The sequence below is a fragment of the Olivibacter jilunii genome, from assembly GCF_900607235.1.
Classification (GTDB): domain Bacteria; phylum Bacteroidota; class Bacteroidia; order Sphingobacteriales; family Sphingobacteriaceae; genus Olivibacter; species Olivibacter oleidegradans.
In genome coordinates this window covers 30,057-47,498 of record NZ_LR027849.1, presented here as the reverse complement: position 1 = coordinate 47,498, position 17,442 = coordinate 30,057, and the positions used below count along the sequence as shown (strand labels likewise).

At 38.2% G+C, this 17,442-nt stretch carries 16 protein-coding genes; 5 read left to right on the top strand and 11 right to left on the bottom strand.

The window, feature by feature from the left end; genetic code table 11:
- Positions 1 to 10 precede the first annotated feature (10 nt).
- A complete protein-coding gene (locus tag E0E36_RS06265; RefSeq protein WP_130855206.1) occupies positions 11 to 3,478 on the bottom strand; it encodes a SusC/RagA family TonB-linked outer membrane protein in 3,468 nt (1,155 codons plus the stop codon).
- A 499-nt stretch (positions 3,479 to 3,977) separates the two neighbouring features.
- On the opposite strand from E0E36_RS06265, the gene E0E36_RS06260 reads away from it, so the two are divergent.
- Together E0E36_RS06260 and E0E36_RS06255 are read left to right on the top strand one after the other, a co-directional pair.
- Positions 3,978 to 4,388: a helix-turn-helix domain-containing protein gene (locus E0E36_RS06260; protein ID WP_130855205.1), complete on the top strand. Its 411-nt coding sequence runs from the start codon at positions 3,978 to 3,980 to the stop codon at positions 4,386 to 4,388.
- A gap of 56 nt (positions 4,389 to 4,444) precedes the next feature.
- Positions 4,445 to 4,729, top strand: coding sequence for a helix-turn-helix domain-containing protein (locus E0E36_RS06255; protein WP_130855204.1), 285 nt, complete (start codon positions 4,445 to 4,447; stop codon positions 4,727 to 4,729).
- 81 nt (positions 4,730 to 4,810) lie between these two features.
- On the opposite strand, the gene E0E36_RS06250 is transcribed toward E0E36_RS06255, so the two are convergent.
- The 10 genes from E0E36_RS06250 to E0E36_RS06205 form a co-directional block, all read right to left on the bottom strand.
- A complete protein-coding gene (locus tag E0E36_RS06250; RefSeq protein WP_130855203.1) occupies positions 4,811 to 6,274 on the bottom strand; it encodes a hypothetical protein in 1,464 nt (487 codons plus the stop codon).
- Positions 6,275 to 6,332: 58 nt separating this feature from the next.
- Entirely contained in the window at positions 6,333 to 7,034 is a 702-nt protein-coding gene (locus E0E36_RS06245) for a hypothetical protein (RefSeq protein WP_130855202.1), read from the bottom strand.
- The gene (locus E0E36_RS06240) at positions 7,031 to 7,507 is read right to left on the bottom strand and encodes a hypothetical protein (protein ID WP_130855201.1); all 477 of its coding nucleotides are present in this window, start codon (positions 7,505 to 7,507) and stop codon (positions 7,031 to 7,033) included. Before E0E36_RS06240 ends, E0E36_RS06245 begins: the two co-directional genes overlap by 4 nt.
- 149 nt (positions 7,508 to 7,656) lie before the next feature.
- Positions 7,657 to 8,103 (bottom strand): hypothetical protein, encoded by a 447-nt coding sequence (locus E0E36_RS06235; RefSeq protein ID WP_130855200.1) that lies wholly within the window; start codon positions 8,101 to 8,103, stop codon positions 7,657 to 7,659.
- Positions 8,104 to 8,293: 190 nt separating this feature from the next.
- Positions 8,294 to 9,031 (bottom strand): Qat anti-phage system TatD family nuclease QatD, encoded by a 738-nt coding sequence (gene qatD, locus E0E36_RS06230; protein ID WP_130855199.1) that lies wholly within the window; start codon positions 9,029 to 9,031, stop codon positions 8,294 to 8,296.
- A gap of 3 nt (positions 9,032 to 9,034) precedes the next feature.
- Positions 9,035 to 10,375, bottom strand: coding sequence for a Qat anti-phage system QueC-like protein QatC (qatC, locus tag E0E36_RS06225; RefSeq protein ID WP_130855198.1), 1,341 nt, complete (start codon positions 10,373 to 10,375; stop codon positions 9,035 to 9,037).
- Positions 10,372 to 11,229, bottom strand: coding sequence for a Qat anti-phage system associated protein QatB (gene qatB, locus E0E36_RS06220; protein WP_130855197.1), 858 nt, complete (start codon positions 11,227 to 11,229; stop codon positions 10,372 to 10,374). Before qatB ends, qatC begins: the two co-directional genes overlap by 4 nt.
- A 51-nt stretch (positions 11,230 to 11,280) precedes the next feature.
- Positions 11,281 to 13,113 (bottom strand): KAP family P-loop NTPase fold protein, encoded by a 1,833-nt coding sequence (locus E0E36_RS06215; protein ID WP_130855196.1) that lies wholly within the window; start codon positions 13,111 to 13,113, stop codon positions 11,281 to 11,283.
- Between the two features lie 200 nt (positions 13,114 to 13,313).
- Complete coding sequence (locus E0E36_RS06210) at positions 13,314 to 14,378, bottom strand: type I restriction endonuclease (protein WP_130855195.1); 1,065 nt, start codon at positions 14,376 to 14,378, stop codon at positions 13,314 to 13,316.
- A 183-nt stretch (positions 14,379 to 14,561) separates the two neighbouring features.
- Positions 14,562 to 14,939: a DUF805 domain-containing protein gene (locus tag E0E36_RS06205; protein WP_130855194.1), complete on the bottom strand. Its 378-nt coding sequence runs from the start codon at positions 14,937 to 14,939 to the stop codon at positions 14,562 to 14,564.
- A gap of 1,094 nt (positions 14,940 to 16,033) precedes the next feature.
- On the opposite strand from E0E36_RS06205, the gene E0E36_RS06200 reads away from it, so the two are divergent.
- The 3 genes from E0E36_RS06200 (at position 16,034) to E0E36_RS27685 (ending at position 17,442) form a co-directional block, all read left to right on the top strand.
- Positions 16,034 to 16,591 carry an ADP-ribosyltransferase gene (locus E0E36_RS06200; protein WP_130855193.1) on the top strand — a complete coding sequence of 186 codons (558 nt, stop codon included), beginning with the start codon at positions 16,034 to 16,036 and terminating at the stop codon, positions 16,589 to 16,591.
- A 1-nt stretch (position 16,592) separates the two neighbouring features.
- Positions 16,593 to 16,952, top strand: a complete 360-nt coding sequence (locus E0E36_RS06195; RefSeq protein ID WP_130855192.1) for a hypothetical protein — start codon at positions 16,593 to 16,595, stop codon at positions 16,950 to 16,952.
- Between the two features lie 319 nt (positions 16,953 to 17,271).
- Positions 17,272 to 17,442 carry a hypothetical protein gene (locus E0E36_RS27685; RefSeq protein ID WP_165446930.1) on the top strand — a complete coding sequence of 57 codons (171 nt, stop codon included), beginning with the start codon at positions 17,272 to 17,274 and terminating at the stop codon, positions 17,440 to 17,442.

Sequence of the window (17,442 nt, the reverse complement as noted above, 5' to 3'; positions counted from 1 at the left end):
GTACACTGGATTATATATTAAAATTTATACCTATCGATACACTGAATGGATCAGGCATACCCGTACCGTAGCTGTAATCCGGGTCTATGCTATACCTTGTGGATTTCCATATGATACCGAGGTTTCTGGCGTAACAGACCAATCGGACATTTTTCATGGGAATACGTTCACCGATCTTAAGAAGATAGCTTAATTGAACATCCTGAAGCCGGATATGATCGGCCTTTTCGATCAAGGCGGTGGAGTATTGATAAAAATTGTCCCTATTGGTGTTTGCGGGATAAACAAAGGCGGGAACGGTTGTATGCTGTTCATCACCGGGCTGCAGCCATCTCGAAGCAAAATCTGCCTGCTGATACGCGTTTATACCGCCATTCAAGAGCGCCGAGTAATTAATGGAGCTACGCCTGAAGAAGTAACCGAGCTTATAGGTTATATTTACAGACAGCGTTGCCCTTTTGAAGGAAAAACTGTTCCGAAGCGAGCCGAAGAAAGTGGGTGTGGCGTTACCAACGTAAACCAATTCATCGGTATTTGTTGAATTCAATATTGCAGCATAATTGGTACTTTCAGTATTTTCAATAAGACCGACCGGATTGCCTTCGCCGTTCAGACCGCCCCAAACAAAACCGAACAGGCCGTAGTATGGATACCCGACCATGGGATTTTGGGGATTGCTTCGGACGACTGATAAATTGGTCGACTGCCTGAAATCATATTTGGTAACCTTATCCTTAACATGAGTTAACAGGAAATCAGTATCCCAACGGATAATTCGGTCGATCACATTTGCGTGCAACATCAGATCGACACCTCTGGTGATAATATTAGCTGTATTTCCTCTAAAACTCGAAATCCCCGTTTGTGGGGCGATCATGGCGCTGCCAATGAGATCGAGCCCTTTTTTTTGATAATATTCAATACTTCCCGATAACTTGTTGCTCTTTAGAGCGAAATCAAGTCCGATATTAACATTGGCTACTTTTTCCCACCGCAACGAAGGATTAGGTGGATTTACTACCCTCGCGTATAGCGCATTGTACATATTGTACGTAAACAGCGTCGAGGTAAAAAGGGCAGAAACACTTTTATCCACATTTCCATTGTAACCGAAGGTTGCCCGAAGTGCCAGTTTGGCAAGCCAGGGAATGGGGTAAAAAGGCTCATCGCTCAGCTTGTAGAGAAAGCCTGTCGACCAAAGTGGCACACCTTTTTGGTTTGAATCGACACCGAATAAATTTGACTGATCTTTTCTCGCACTGAGAGAAAATATATAACGGTTTTTAAAACCGTAAGAAGCATTAAAATAGTAGGACACGTACCTATCTAACGTCCATTGTCCGAACTGTTCGAAAGGAATTCTGCCCGACCGTACCGGATTATAGTACAAGGGGTACAGCGCTGTGAAGTTGATGGAAGCATTTTGATTGGAAGCCGTTGGTCTGTCATAACCATACAGCGTATTGGAATCGTAAGAAGATTTATAATTTTTTATCTCAAATCCCGCAAGTGCGGTTACATCGTGATTTTGATGGATTTTTTTATTGAAATTCAATTGAAAACGCCCATAGTGTGAAGCGAAAGCATTGTTCCTGCGTTCCAGTATATCTCCCAATGGAATGATTCTTCGGATCTCACCGGTCTGTTCATTTCCCTGACTAAACGTATTGATTATATCGCGTGTGAAAAATGAATTGGCGGTATTCAGATTGTCTCTCACTCCATCTGCCTTTTCATATTGATAATTCGTCGAAATATCAAGCCCGTCCAGTAAACGATATTTTATATTCACATTTACCCGATAATCGGTAAGTGCGTCTTTGACGTTTGCATAACGTTCATCCAGCGGTCTATAATTCCAATCCAATAAATCCCCGCCGCCAACCGTATCGACATAAGCTTTACGGAGCAACTGCCTACCACCGAAAACAGGTAGTGAGTTCCCCTCTTCATCCATAAATCTTTCGTAGGGTGTAAAGGCTGAATATGGATTCGAATTGCTGTTAGATAAACTGTTCGTAAATGTAAGGCCCGTAAATAACTCCAGTCTATCCTTCACTCGGAATGTATTGTTTGCCATGATGGTAACCCGCTCAAACTGATCGCTTACAGCAGCACCTTTATTATTGTCATAGGCGGCTGAGATAAAATATCGGTTGTTCCGCCCACCTCCGCTCATGTTCGCCTGATACTGTTGAAAAAAGCTTTCCCTAAATAGATATTTACTTATATCACCTCTGTTATCTTGGTTTCTAAGCACATTAATTGCGGAAACCGCTTCCATTTCCGTTATGTCTCCGTTGGTCTTCCGGTTTAGAATGTCAACAACTTCCGAAATTGCACCATAACCATTACCGATTATAGTGTTGTAGGCTCCTCTCTCAAATAAATATTGCTCGACATCTATATATTCAGCAGAGCTCAAACGCGGTAAATAATACTGATCCGGCCTTCTTTTGAACGTAAAATTGGATGTAAAAGCGATTACGGGTTTTACATCATATTTACCCTTTCGTGTCGTGATTACAATTACACCATTGCCGGCCCTCACTCCCCAGATACTTGCCGCGGCGGCATCCTTAAGCACGGTTATCGACTCAATATCTGCGGGATTAATATTACTTATATCTCCGTCATAAGGAAAATTATCGACCACGATCAACGGTTCAGGATTGGCAAACAAGGTGCTTCTGCCCCTTATGGAAATACCGGCATTGTTACCTTGATTGGTAAGACTTTTATTAAAGATTAATCCGTTTGTAACTCCTTCCAGCCGATCAAGGATATTCGTGGATACGCTTCGATGCAATAATGTACTATCAATCTGTACAAAACTACCTGTTGCCCGTTCTTTTGGCAGGGTTTGGTACCCGGTGCTTACCTGCACTTCCTCCAGTTGGGTACCGTTGCTTTCGAGACGGATGGTTAACGGATTGTTGTTGCTATTAGTAAATGGTATCTCCGCTGTTTGGTAGCCTACATAACTGATCATCAGAACACCTGTGCTATCTGTTGCAAGGATACGGAATTTGCCTTCCGCATTGGTCAATACCGTATTCTGCCGACCTTTGATGCTAATCGTTGCGCCATCCAAAGGGGTGTCATCGGCGGCATTCAGCACCATACCTGTAATGGGATAGCGCGACTGGAAAGCCACGCCGTGGGCAGCCTCCGGGGAGGAGAACTGCCGGGCGTGTGCCAAACAAACACAGAACAAGACGTTTAAGGCTGTAAGGTATATGGTGTAGGGTTTAAGGGCGCGCTGGATAACCTTTGCACGGCCTACCTCTCTCCTCCCTGTCCTCTCCCCTGCTAGCCAACTTGAGCGGCACTGAAGGTGCACTCGATGGGAAATTTCCCCATGGAGCTCGCCACGAGTGCCTATTGAGTCCCGACCAAGGTCGCAGGAATCTCCGAAGCCGACTAGAAGAGAGGTACTGGCGGGGCATACCTCTTCCATTACAATTTTGTTGTTCATTTTTTTGAATAGGTTGTTAAAGATTTTTCTAATTGCTGATTGAAATGCTTCAACAAACTACTCGGGAGCTGTAATAATTAACTGATTGGTGTGTTTAGGTTCAATTTTCATAACTCGTTTTTATTTAACGAGCCCTGTTGGAGAGTGGCCTATTTAATACATGTGGGCCTGCAAACCGTCGTCACAATAAAGTTCTCACGCCTTACACGACACGGAATTACAGCAGACCCACATCTATCTGTTACGCAAATATAGCATAATAGTATAGACATGGATGTTTAATCTGCTGCCTTGCGTCGTGGCGTGAGAAATGTGACGGCAAGACTCTTTAGTTAACACCTTCTTTTAAGTATATAAAATAATTTATATATCGTTTTTAAACATATTTTTGTTATCTTTGGTATAGCAACAAAGTTAATATTCAATTTGAAAAAGTGCTATTTTTCGCGCTACTAAATAATCATCCAGAGTATTATCTTATCACTTAAACCTCTAAAGTATGACCGAATTAAAAATTATGAAAATCCTGAGAGAGGCAAATGGGTACAGTCAAGAATACACAGCATCCTATTTGAAAATAAGTCAGAATACCTACTCAAAAATCGAAAATGGTCAAATCCGTTTAACAATTGACAGGATGAAGAAACTAGCAGAACTATATAATGTCCCCGCGGACATCTTTCTTTCAGAGGATTTACCCGTAGTGAATTATAATACGGGATCACACAGCCGAACGATCATTAGCACGCAGGAATACAATGAATCCGAACACAAAACCGTCATTAAACTATACGAGCGGTTTATAAAAGAGAAAGACGAGCAAATCGAAGCTTTGAAAAAGCAAAATGAGAAATTATCCAAGGAGAACGAAAGGTTATTATCCCATCTTATTAATGATAAGACGCCTTAATGGATAACGTTATTGAAATAGTTTTTTAACTTTAACACTCGAAAACATAAAATATCATGACCAAAACTTTATTGGAAAATCTGAGAATCGAAAACGAATGTGAAAAAGACCAAATTGCGGCTTTAATAGATGTGTCTATCTCCGAATATGAGCTCATTGAGAGTGGAGTTGTCAAACCTTCGTTCGATCAAGCAGGTAAACTAGGGGCATATTATGGAATTGATCCCAAACATATTTTAGGTGTATCTGACAGTACAAACTACAATATCGGGACTTATAGCCGCACTATATATACAATTTCGTATTACGAAGGCAGTGAAGACAAACCAAATAAGGATTAACTCTTTTAAAGATAAAAGGGATCCAAATATATCCCATTGTCACCGACTAGCAGAAACGATAATACTGTGTGTAAATCCAAACTACCATAGAATTTCACCTGTTGTTTGAATTCTATTGGTAACTGCCAAATTACAGACTCGAGCAACGGAAATTTCTTCGGGATCAGTTTTTGACACATAGTGATCACTATAGCTTTCGATTTCGAATTCGATAACTTTTTCTAGGAAAAAATCTTGATCTGCAACATTGGGTTTGAAAGCAATATTTATTGTTTTAAACTTATTTCCAACACTAGGGTATAATATGCAGTCAAAATTAAAGTCTGTATTATCCGACTCCAGTTCCAAAATAGATTCACTAAAAAGCGCTGATATTAAATATTCAAGTTTAGATTTTATTGGCTTTGAATACTCACGGCAAAGCAATTTCAAATAGCTGCGGAGATATCCTGACAGCAATGGATTATAGCTGTCCTCAATTTCCTTAACAGATGCGTAAGCCTCTTGAATATTAGGATTCGCTGCGATTGCTTTCTCATCATAGATTATCGGATAGCTTGTAAATTTCTTACCCTTTTTCGGCTTCCAGGCACCTACAGTCACCAATCTGTTTATAGGTGGTTTTGTTTCCCTGATTGCGGTATCTATATCTTCTGTCAAATAAAACAGGGTACTTTTTGAGGTACTACATCTATTAAATACGTTTTTTTCAGTGACGATCTGTAGATTCGGATACTTCATATATTTTGTATCCACAATACGTACATTTTTGCCAGAAACAGATTCATTGATGACAAGACGGTATAGTCGATTAACTTCTATTTGATTGGTTATTAAAGGCGTATAGTTAAACGCATACGACAAATACGCTTTGAAATCATCTATATCAACCTGCTTAAATGAAGAATAATCTAAATTTAAAAGTGAATTATTCAATTCATTATAGAAAGATGGTAAGTTACTGAATATCTGTTCTTCTTCCTCCGAAATCCGTTGGCCTTTGAACAACTTGTAAGAAATACGCTGTTCGAGTGTCATTTTGGTTTCATCATAACGCTTATGTAGCGGTATATTTGGCAGGCCCGGGAAATCAATTATTATCTTTCTTTTATGAACAAATGGAAAATGATGCTTGCTATTCCAATCGTCTACTATGCTATTTAATTCTGGCGAAAATTCTTTGAAACTTGGTCTGCTAATTTTATGGTGATATAAATTTGTGTTTTGAGTTTTATGATGGAAGATTTTTGCATATTCATAACCAGCTTGATGAATAAGTTCAAAAAGTGGTTCAGCTTTTATAAGCGTCGGTTCGTACTTTAACCGAAAACTTGATACTGTTTCGGTAGAAAAAACAATTCCATTACAATCATTATAATGTTTATGAAGAATTTTCACATGGAAATATAGACAGCGATTAAAAATATCGATCTGAGATAAATTTAATCCATATTCAAGTTTTTCCTCGTTCTTACCGAAAAATTTTTCAAATGTCTCATGCTTCCATTGAACTATTTGAATCGGATATTTATGCTCAATTGTCATACTTTTTCTGTTGACAAGTATAATTTTAATTTATATAATACCAAATGCGTGTTTTTTTCTAGATACTATCCGCAAGATCTTTGCTTATCGGTTCCACTTTTATTTCTCGTAGGGTTAAAATGTCTATCATTCTGCCGTCCGTTTCAATCGTTAATACCCTACAAAGCTTATTTGCTGGATCTTCCACCAAAGAAATCTCCTCTAGTTCCATTTCTGTGATGACGCGGGTACACATTTCGCCCATATAGAGTTTTCCTTTAATATGGTGGCATTTACTGAGGCTTTGCCCGCAAATTGAACAATGACTCTTCTTTATTATTCCTCCGGTACTATGAAAAAAAAGATTAGGAAACAACAGCTTTTCATACTGATTCAGCCTTTCAATGTACCCATTTGGAGTTTGAAAATCAGCCGGACAATTCCTTATGACGGTACCATATACTACTTGGGCTTTGACTAATTTTGCCCAAGCCTCATCCATTTTGTCTTCCTTAAGACATATTAGCATCTCCAATTCACACTGTAGAGCAAGCAATGAGTTGTCCAGACAATAGACGAGATTCGCTTCGTTTTCCAATTTCCGACTCACGAAGTCTTTTTTCAGATTTTTCAAGTCCTCACGATATTTTTTCAAGGTTTCCACTTCCTCTTTTTGTATTTCTGTCCCGACGGTTATAAAGGCCTTCTTTTGTACTATTCCAGCTATTTCATTGAATTCAGCAATGAGGAGATTAGGATTCTCAATAAATACTTTCATCATAAATTTTTTAAAATTTTGGGTAGTTCTTTTAGACCTTGAACATCACCTTTGTAACTCAGCCTTTTTATCTTTCCCTTTTCCTTTGTTTCAACATAAAAGTCGGCGTAGACTTTTTTTTGACCAAAAACACCTTTGAAGTGATCGGAGATATAATCCGACAGAATATTTAAACAAACAGAAATGAAATCAGGGTTCTGTGAAATCTGAGAGGCGCTAAATAAGATCAAAGGAAAATAAATATCTGCATTTTTACGACTCCGGTATTGTTCTGTGTCGCCGCCCAATGCGAAGGTTTCGATATTGCGTTGCCGAAATATCTTAGCTAGGTTAACCATACTCTCAGTGAAAATAAACTGGTCTTTGTTTTCGGCTGTTTCAAAATTTTCCGGTAAAAAAATCAAACCGTTTGGAAGCTGTATTTTCAACTTTTCTAACTTATCCGCTATTTTTATGTTTTCTATTTCGTGGCTCATATGACAAAATCTGACTTTTTATGATATCTCTTGAATACACCTAATTCCTCTTAATTCTATTATATTGTTTAACGTTACTTGAAGTTCCCCTTTTTATGGACGATACCGCTGGCGGTGTCTTCATCACACACTTATTTTTGGAAAGAAATTTAACCTTTCAAAAACTGAACTTCTACAGATTTAACAGTGTTCACAAGAACTTTTACTTTTTGAAACCCAATCGACCCCGCCCACTTACCGGTCGGAGTACAAAATGCCGCTTCCTCTGGAGTAAAAATTCCAAGTTTACTCTTAAAAATCAAGAGATTTGTTGACATGCCATCTTCAAATTCACTAAACTCAGCATCTGCATGCCAACTCCCTCTGATAGATCTAATATTATCTGACCCAAACTTTTCCACTATAGTAAGAAAAACTTCTCGGCCGATACCTTTACAGCGAAGGGCCTCATCTAATATCTTCAACACAAACACTAATTCGCCATTATTCATATATGCTTCTAACTGAATTTTTTCTACACCTTCTACACAATAACTTACGACAAACCTGTTTTGCTCGTCAATCAAAGTAAACAACTTAAAATCTTTGAATTTCATATACATTTTTTTTGCTAATGCTATATATAAACCGTGTCGTGATCAACACTCTGTTAAGGATACCATCCTGCTTGGAAGTAAGAAATGCGTCTAAATATACTCTTGTTAATAAAACGTTTTCGTTTCATGTATCTTGGTTTATTAGGGATTGGTTTGTTTAAACTTTCTTGTGAAGAAAAATATATTTCTGCTAGTTCGACAGGAAGGTTTTAAAATTGTTATAAAACGTCCAAGCGTCTATTTTTGGTGCTGGCGCCTTATTTTTTTTGATTCGAATGATCTCATTAATAATAATTTCTACCTTCAATGGTGTAAATGGCACATTGTCCAACATTGTGAAGGGACCATCGGTCTCCAAAAGAATTCGTTCGAAGGGTAAAGCTTCAATAATCTTTGCTCCATTGACCGATTGGGTCATGCTGTAATTTATCGAAAAGTAGAAGCCATAGAATAACGCCATCTCAAGGTCTTTAAGCGAACCTGAATACCAGTGAAGAACTATTTTTCCTGGAAAATTATTTCCAATCATTGAAATTACTTGTTTTTCCGCTCTACGGGAATGTATTGTCAAAATCTTATTACCATCTTCTGCGCAAAGATTCATAATTGAGCTAAAAACTTCCTTTTGATCATTGAAATCCTGAGGTGTTTTGCTGAGATTATCTAAACCAACTTCACCTATATAGCGAGTACGGCCAATCAAATTCCTGAATAAAGGAAGCTGATTTTTGTACCGTGAGGCTAGTTCAGGATGGTATCCCAAAGCAGGCCTAATGTATTTAAGGCCTTTACACAATTTTTCGGTGTGATCAAAAAGTTTTGGAAGATTTGTTACGGCAATTGTGTATATCTTCATCTTCTCCAATCTTTGTACTAAACTAAAATTATCCTCAACTAAATCCAAATGAAAATGAGTATCAAAAAGCATTAATTAACTATTTAAAAAGTCTTTAACCTCGTTCATTCCACGTACATAAACAGAGATGTATTCATCCAATGATTCGCTGTTTTCATAAGGTATCGGACCAGATCTGCTAATCTGCAAAGCTAGTGAATGTCGAGCAGACATACCATCTAGTTTTTCAATGGCCATTTTGAATGCGCGATAGTCGGCACCTTTTTTTGTTTTCTGCGAAGGAGGTTCTTTCCTAACATCGTCCAGAGCGTAGGCTGTAGATATCTCACCAAATTTCTTTTCGGCGGACTGCCGGATAATACATGGTACACAGTATCCACAATTTAGACCTGGTGCTTTTCTGGCATAACGACTATTTTCTGGATGCGAACAGGATATCGTTTCTCTGGCATAGAGATGTAAAAATTCTCTATCTTTACAATTCAGCATCATTTCTCCTTTAGTTTTAAATTTATAAGGGTTAATGATTTTATTGGCTACTCCAAGTGATCCAAAAATGTGATTGAGGCCACCTACAAAATAAGGATGGGTAGTTCTGGTGCTATGACTACTCAATCGTGTCTTCGTTAGTGGGATGTTTAATGATATAAGACCATTTTCAGGAAGAATCAACGGAATATCATCCCCTAACGAATTGGCAACGGCTAAACCGAGGCAAATGAATAGCAAAGATCTCGCTCTTGATGAGTTTTCTTTTTGAGCAGCAACATTTTTCTGGTTCGGCTGAACGTAAAACCGACTTGATGCAAATTTATCGGATCCAAATTTGGTTATTAATCCCTGCAGCACTTTTTCTTGAGCGCTGCTTTCGGTACCTGTTTTATAATGGCTCACAAAAAAGGGCTTTTCATTATCACTTCCTAAAAGGTCGATGGCTCCAATAAAAGAATCTAAACCACCTGATAAAAGGCTAACCTTCGTAAATCCGTCAGCATTTCTGTGGACATCGATCACAACCTCACGATCATCAATATGTTTTCTAAAATTAAAGATCCATTTGTCCCCGCTTAAAAATCCTATATAATTTTCGAGAGATTCCTTTACGTTATTCCATAAGTCCACATCGTGTACCGCAAAATGTACAATCAGATACCTACTCCAACCTTGAAAACCGTTTAAACTTCTAGAAACAGTCTGGTCAATAGTGTAAAGGCCAAGTGCAAAGTTCAAAAGGTCGTACATCGAATTGTTCAATATGAGTCGTGCTCTATCCATCTCAGTTAGAATCGACGAACGCAACATTCTGTTGTCATCCCCTTGGTCCAAAGAAACAGTCATCGACGTTTCTCCTTCAGGCAATAGCAATTCTGGCGTCTCTGCCTGATTGATCTTTACAATAATGTGTTTGATACTCATATTTCCAATAATGAATAAGCAGTTAAAAAAATATTTTCTATAATTCTCGATGTTGACACATCTTGTAACGTATTTGTCTCTATAGTAACAGTCCTATATTGCTCAGTTGTCTCAGCGTAGATTAGATCTTTCACGGCACCCTCAAGTTCGACCGCCGCTTGCTCACTAACATTTCCTTTCTCAATAGTACTTCCCAATTCGTACATCCATTTGCTGAACACATAATTGCTCACATATTCGATTAGTGTTTCTTTCACAAGCTCGGAAGTCATATTTTCTAACGCATTGATATTGTTGTCCTCCATTTTTGTGTACAGAGTATCAAGCGTAGAAATCATGGCCTCGCGTGCAATTGCTTCGTCATTTGTAGAACCAACTGGTGCAAGCACATTTGCAATGGCCAAGCAAGTCTCTTCTATCGATTTCCCTATAAAATCAGATAACCCGAAGCTATGCAATGTCTCAGCAAAGCCAAGGGAAGACAACGATCCTAGAAAAGAAGCATATCTACTGCCTACCCTAATACCCTGGGATGCTGCTCTTGTTGCCGACTTTGATCCACCCAGGCTACTAACATATTTTTTGCCAGCTTTTCCGAATGAAGCTCCAGTAGTGTTGTTAGAAACTCTAGTCATCGCACCTTTTGCACCGCCCCAATTTTTGGAGGAACCATCCACTACGGGAACTTCGGGTGCCGCCAGAGGCGTAGCATTGTTATTAATAACTTGATTTTGGTCCCGGGATGGTTGTAGAGATACATCATCAGGAGGACCAGATGGTGGACCTTCCGGTGCAGGTGCGTCAGGATTCGGCCCGGGCGCCGGCGAATCACTATCATTATACCATGGCGGCAAAAGTGGCGGCGTGCCCTTAGGCCCGCCATTTGAAGCGGAAGTTCCCATAATTTATTTTTCTAATTTTGTTTTGGCTAGCCTAGACAGATTCGTAACTGTTGACTCAGACCATTTTTTTAGGAGTGTTTTGAACGGCTGAGGATGTGACATTTTTAAAAATCCCTCAGATAATGTTATCACTGTTAGTGGTAATGTTTTTTCACTTACCTTACCGAGAAAAGTGATAAGCTGCGAGGTAAGTTCAGGTTTCAATCTGCACAATTCAAATAACATTTTAAGGGTAGCTGTATTGTCTTTTGCAGTTTCTCGCTGTCTAATTTTCTGTGTTAGAGCCTCAAAAACCGATGCAGCTTCGCTGCCAGAAACCGCTGAGATTACCTTTACTGTTTTGTTTTGAATAGTTTGCGATTCACTCAAAAGACCTTGAAGTACTTCCTGAGCTTTCGGTGTCATTCGCTGTAGATTAACCGAGGTAATCCCGAGCTTTTCTCGTGAAAAGTAAAAGTAGGGTTGGAGATTTTCTCCCGAGAGCCTAGGCTCAGTTCTCACCCACTCTGCAAGCCATTGATCTTCAAGGATAAGTTTTTGTTCCTCGCTTAATTCTGTCCGCTCTTGATCTGTTGGAGCAGAAATTTCCAGCGGTGCTAACAAAGTGAGCATCCCATCATTGTTGGCCTGAAAATCATGAAAACTGGTAAATGTTTCCGGTTTAAAATACTCTAATAACATCAATTTGGCTAATACCCTTCTTTTCAGATTCATTCCTTTGGAGGCACCCATTTGCATGCGAATCAATAGTGTATTAAGAAAACGTTTTGTTTGCCTGGGATTTCCATTTAGACCTCTACTCAGAACAGGCACTATCTGTGAAGATAATGCAATCGCATCTACAAATTCAGTATCAGGTGAGCTAAAAAAATCATTTAAACTATTTTGATCAAACATAAAACCGAAGCCCTTAGCCCTTTTGGCAAGAATTACCTCGTTACGTTTTTCTTCAAACATCTCATCATTGACATACAACTTCGAAAATAAAAGATTAATATAAGTGGTCATCTCAACAGTGTTCATCTCTGGTATCCGGATCGGAAACTGAATGAGTTTCTCCAAATAATCTCGCCCAACTTCCATATTCTCACCTGGAACCTCAGGGAACCTCCTTTTCACTGAATATTTAATCAATCGCTCATCTGCTCCTATAACAAACGCTGTATTTTTTGTAAACAGAAACAATTTTATGGCTTCTAGGGTCCCAATCACGGTATCTGGCGAACAGCGGTCAAGATCGTCAATGAGTACGATTATCTTAGCAATCTTGGTTTCGCTGATAAGATCTTCAAAGTTTTTATGAAATTCTTGAATATTGCTCCTTAGTGTATCGTCTGGATCGTCCTCTTTTTTCTCCTGCTTCGTCTTAATATAATTTTCATAATCGACATCTTTGAGATTAGCTATGGCTTCTGTTGCAGCAACTCCTAAAGAGCCTAATGGGCCCAACGTGGCATATGCGATTGCATGTTTTGAGGCGGATCCTGCTGCCTTTATCCAATCGATTCGCTTCAATAGCTTCGAGGCACATTTTATTGCCTTCTCGGTAAACTTTCGCTTTGCGATAATCTCGTCAATAATACTAGCCATCAATACCGTTTTTGCATCTTCATAACCTTCGAAAAGCCATCCATTAAATCTGATTATTAGAACATCTTTGTCACTTCGATAGTGATGCTCGATCATCTTCATTAAACTTGATTTCCCACTTCCCCAGTCACCGTAAATACCAATACTACAAGGTAGAAGATTAGGATTATCGATTAAACCTGTTACTGCATGCAATAAATGACTATAATCAATATAGTCTGATAAAGATTCGTTGTCACTCCACATTTGATTTTTTTATTTAGTTTGTAAGCGGTAAAAATATTTTTCACCACCTATGCGGCAGAGAAAGCTGACATGGTGAACCAAAAGGCGCAGATACTCCACCTCTCAATATAATTAAGGAAATTTCATTTATCCAATCCTGGAATTGTTTTAATAATGAATCGAAGTCCATTTAGATTTACATTTTTTTATAGTCAGATTTCTTAAGCAGCCTTCTCCTTCTCATAATATCCGATACTCAGTGCAATATCTTCCGAGAAATTATAGATATCATCCAAACGCACGATATCATGCTTGATTTCCTTCTTATCCTTATCAAACAATCCGATTCTTAATCTATTAGCGGTAAAGTAAAAACGGCATATCGGTTTCCGGTTATTATCATCCAACAGTACGCCACAGTAAGATTGGGTATCGCGCATGTAGATCCGCCCTACTTCAACATCTTTACGCAAAATGGATTTGATCATGAGGTAGGCATCGATTTCATCCTGAGAGGTAACCACTAAAGATTCTGCTTCTACGGGAGCTGGCGTAGTTTCTTCCACCGATTCTGTTTCTTTCTTTAAAGCGCTTTTGAGCCTTTCGCTGATCTGATCGTTCACGATCTGGCTGAATACTCTTTTGGTTAATGCGGTAAACTGATCGAGCACTTTTGCTGTTACCAAACCTTGATGAACCTGCTTCGCAAAATACCGAACGAATTCTTCCTTCGGATTATACATCTCCGCATTAATAAGGATCTTGACTTCATTGAAATACTTCAGATCGCTTGCGGTATTGGATATGCTCTCCAGATCAAAAACGGATTTATGGAATTTACGGAGTTCGGCAATTTCATTATCGCGCATCTCGGTAATCTTAAACTCAAAGAATGGTTTCTCGTCCATCTTATTGGCTGATACCAGATCGGTATAAAAGCGATACTCCAAGCCATTGGTGAGTAAACTGAACTTTGCCTCCGTGGTATGGAAATAACGGAACAACTGTGAATTGTGCGGATCGAGCCCATCGGCATAGTGTTTACATTCGATCAGGATGACGGGTTTTTCGTCTTTGAGAATGGCGTAATCTACCTTCTCCCCTTTTTTTATGCCGATATCGGCTACAAATTCGGGGTGTACTTCGAAGGGATCGAATACATCGTAACCGAGTATCCGTAAGAAAGGCATAATTAGGGAGGTTTTGGTAGCCTCTTCGGTTTTGATCTGTGGCAGCAAGCGATCTACCCGCTTGGCAAATTGCTGAATTTCGTCTTTGAAGTCCATGCTGTTTATTTTAGTGTTTGACTTGTTGTTTTATTCGTTAAACTTTAGGCATAGTTAAATATTAATATTTTCGCTTTTTTACGGTTTCCCGTATTTCTGTTTTGGTTGTTGGTTACTCGTTATTAGTTATTCGTTATTGGTTATTGGTTGTTCCAATGTACGTCTCCTTCAGTTTACTTTAATTTATATTTCATTATTCGATTCGTCTTGATTGACTATAACTTCTGGCCGGATATAAGTCGGCTCTCCTTTTGGTACACGCGGATCGTCTCCGTAATAGTTCTCACCTTCTTCGCCCTGCCGGAATATCAATACCAAAAAATAGAAGGGAACTATTTGATACCAACCATTACTGCCAAGATCATGGCATCTTTTTGCACCCTGTGCCCACAAAAACCACAAAAGTGGTACAGCTCCTAATCCCAAAAGGTTATAAATAGAATCTTCGTCATCACCTATTACGATGTTGATGAAGATTATGAAGATAAGATAGATCAAAAAGCTGATACCGTATTCTAACCTTCTAATACGGCCTTCAAATGAAAAGGGTGCTCTGAACATTTTGGTTATTGGTTGATTGTTAGTTATTGGTTATTCGTTATTGGTTATTCGTTATTGGTTACTCGTTATTGGTTGTTGGTTCCGATGTACATAGCTACTGAGCCTGTTTTTAGGTTGTTAGTTGTCCGCGTCTCACACGAACCCATTACATTTTTCATTTATTGTTTTTTGTTCTGATTCTATAGGTTATAGAAATGCTGCATTCCTATTCCGTTGGTTGATTTTGTTTAATGTTTTAGTTTGACCTTTTCTTTTTTCTTTTGGACCGCCAAAAGAAACAAAACCAAGGAGCATTGCGACGCGCTCATGAACTCCTTTAATTTCGATCTCTTGTGAATAACCTCGCGACTTGACCTGCTTTAGCAAGCTTTATTGCCTTCAAAAACAAATAAGACAATAAAAAATCTTCTTTGATCGGCTCTGCTGTTACTTAGCCTCTACTACCCGAACATTTCGAGGTCGCTTTTTTCCTTATTGAAGGGTTATTTCCTTCGACTATCGATAGCTAATTTTTAGTTTCCTGACTTTGGCTTAGTTTGTTTAATGTATTATTCTGATTATGGAAAGTTAGAAAAATATTTTTTGATTTCACAAATAAAAATAAAAAAGTGAGAACAATCATATCACTTAACTTGTACATTGATTCGATTTTCTCCAAATTTTACGACTACCCTATAGAACAGGAAACTATTTTCACGAATTGTGTTTTGGATTATATGAAAGTGAATAGAAGATCAACTTTCTGTAGGAGCACTATGAATTTGTGAAAATACGAGATTGATAGCACATATTTAGACAGTATTTCTTACCTTAGCTAATATTATTGACACTAAACCTAAGCACCATTTTTATGCGTTATACTTTATTGGAAAGATCAAAATTTAAAAACACATCATCTGCCGTGGATGGTAATCAAAATATTAAAATCAGCTTTTGTCATCCGCCCTCCCTTACTATAAAAAGAAGGTATAATGTAATCCTTAAAACGATATATAATTTTCCCAAATAAAAATATCCCCTTAACACACAGAAATGCAGAACATATCTCATTAGCGAAGTAAAAGAATTCAAACCTTTAACTAAATCAGAACGTTTTGAGAAGAGCCGAACAATATGCCCGTCAGCACTTAGCGAAAGAGGTAACCGAAATACGGAAAAGTAGACGTATTGAAGAACATCTGGAATTAACGTTGTATGAGAAAGCATTTATCTATAAGTATTCGGAAGACGGTTATGAAGGTGTTAACGAAATTTTACGTAAAAGCCAAGGCAGGATAAACACAGAATTTGGTGAACTGTTAATAAAATGTTTATCAAAGTTAGCCAATTATGAGGGGGTGGTTTACAGAAGCATTAATTTAAGCAAATCCGAGCTTGAGAAATACGCACGGGCGTTGGTTTCAAGCCATCTAATTACAGAACCAACTTTTTTGTCAACAAGTAAATCTCGGTTGATAGCGATGGCTTTCAATGGAAATACACTATTCAGAATATTCTCCAAAACAGGAAAAGCTATTGAAAAAATCGCTAAATTTGGGATACACAATCCCCCGGATGAAAAGGAAGTACTATTCAGGCCAAATAGAGCATTTAGAGTATTAGAAATCAAGGAGGAAGTGTCACGGATTACTATAACAATGGAGGAAGTTTAATATGACAGCTATACAGGAGATACGGGATAAGAATAAAATTGAAAAACAGGACTTTGATACTCTTTCAAATATTGTGTTTGATTCGATTTTAATTAAGGGTAGCTATAAAACCGCCATTCAGTTAGAAAAAAAGGAAAAGCTGATTGATGCGTTCTCTTCTTTTATAGAACAATTGGTAGAGTTACGCCTCGCTTCTTCAAAGCAGAATAAGCTTGAACTAATTAATTTTATTGACAAGTTGAATATGCAAAGGGAACTATTGGAGTTGGAAAAGGGTGAAACCAAAATGGATGATATTCAAACAGCGGCTAATCGTTTGGGAAAAAAAGCCCAATCGTCATTTGAAAAAAATAACCTTTGAATACGCATAACTCAAAGTCTCCATCGGCCTATTGAATGATAGGACATATCGTTTCATAAATTAATGCCTTTCCCTTTTATAAAACTTCAAGGTCTTGACGGCTTCCAAAACTGCCTGTTGATTTTTAGACTGAAGATTAGTCCACTTAATTGAAATCGAACATCGTTACTGAGGCAGTAATAAATTTTTAACATTGTGATAAAGAGATTGCGAGTTAAAAGTGAAATGCTAGTCTATAACCTTAATGCATAGCATTTCACAATTGGTGAAAAACACTATTTTTTTATATTTGCACAACACCATCAAAAAGAGTTGAGCCATGGAGACCAATCAAGTTAAGCTTTTGGTATCTTTAGCAAAAAAGATAAAGTCTGAAAAGAAAGAACGTGATAAAGTTGTTGCCTCTTTTCAGTCTGCAAAAATTTTGACCAAAAACGAAAATTTTACTGGACACTACAGCCATTTGGGAAGAGTAGTGCTACCGAAATAA

Excerpts from the sequence above, each read along its gene's own strand:
- E0E36_RS06265 (WP_130855206.1), bottom strand. The coding sequence starts at position 3,478 with ATGAACAACAAAATTGTAATGGAAGAGGTATGCCCCGCCAGTACCTCT.
- E0E36_RS06260 (WP_130855205.1), top strand. The coding sequence starts at position 3,978 with ATGACCGAATTAAAAATTATGAAAATCCTGAGAGAGGCAAATGGGTAC.
- E0E36_RS06255 (WP_130855204.1), top strand. The coding sequence starts at position 4,445 with ATGACCAAAACTTTATTGGAAAATCTGAGAATCGAAAACGAATGTGAA.
- E0E36_RS06250 (WP_130855203.1), bottom strand. The coding sequence starts at position 6,274 with ATGACAATTGAGCATAAATATCCGATTCAAATAGTTCAATGGAAGCAT.
- E0E36_RS06245 (WP_130855202.1), bottom strand. The coding sequence starts at position 7,034 with ATGATGAAAGTATTTATTGAGAATCCTAATCTCCTCATTGCTGAATTC.
- E0E36_RS06240 (WP_130855201.1), bottom strand. The coding sequence starts at position 7,507 with ATGAGCCACGAAATAGAAAACATAAAAATAGCGGATAAGTTAGAAAAG.
- E0E36_RS06235 (WP_130855200.1), bottom strand. The coding sequence starts at position 8,103 with ATGAAATTCAAAGATTTTAAGTTGTTTACTTTGATTGACGAGCAAAAC.
- qatD (WP_130855199.1), bottom strand. The coding sequence starts at position 9,031 with ATGCTTTTTGATACTCATTTTCATTTGGATTTAGTTGAGGATAATTTT.
- qatC (WP_130855198.1), bottom strand. The coding sequence starts at position 10,375 with ATGAGTATCAAACACATTATTGTAAAGATCAATCAGGCAGAGACGCCA.
- E0E36_RS06215 (WP_130855196.1), bottom strand. The coding sequence starts at position 13,113 with ATGTGGAGTGACAACGAATCTTTATCAGACTATATTGATTATAGTCAT.
- E0E36_RS06210 (WP_130855195.1), bottom strand. The coding sequence starts at position 14,378 with ATGGACTTCAAAGACGAAATTCAGCAATTTGCCAAGCGGGTAGATCGC.
- E0E36_RS06205 (WP_130855194.1), bottom strand. The coding sequence starts at position 14,939 with ATGTTCAGAGCACCCTTTTCATTTGAAGGCCGTATTAGAAGGTTAGAA.
- E0E36_RS06195 (WP_130855192.1), top strand. The coding sequence starts at position 16,593 with ATGACAGCTATACAGGAGATACGGGATAAGAATAAAATTGAAAAACAG.
- E0E36_RS27685 (WP_165446930.1), top strand. The coding sequence starts at position 17,272 with ATGGAGACCAATCAAGTTAAGCTTTTGGTATCTTTAGCAAAAAAGATA.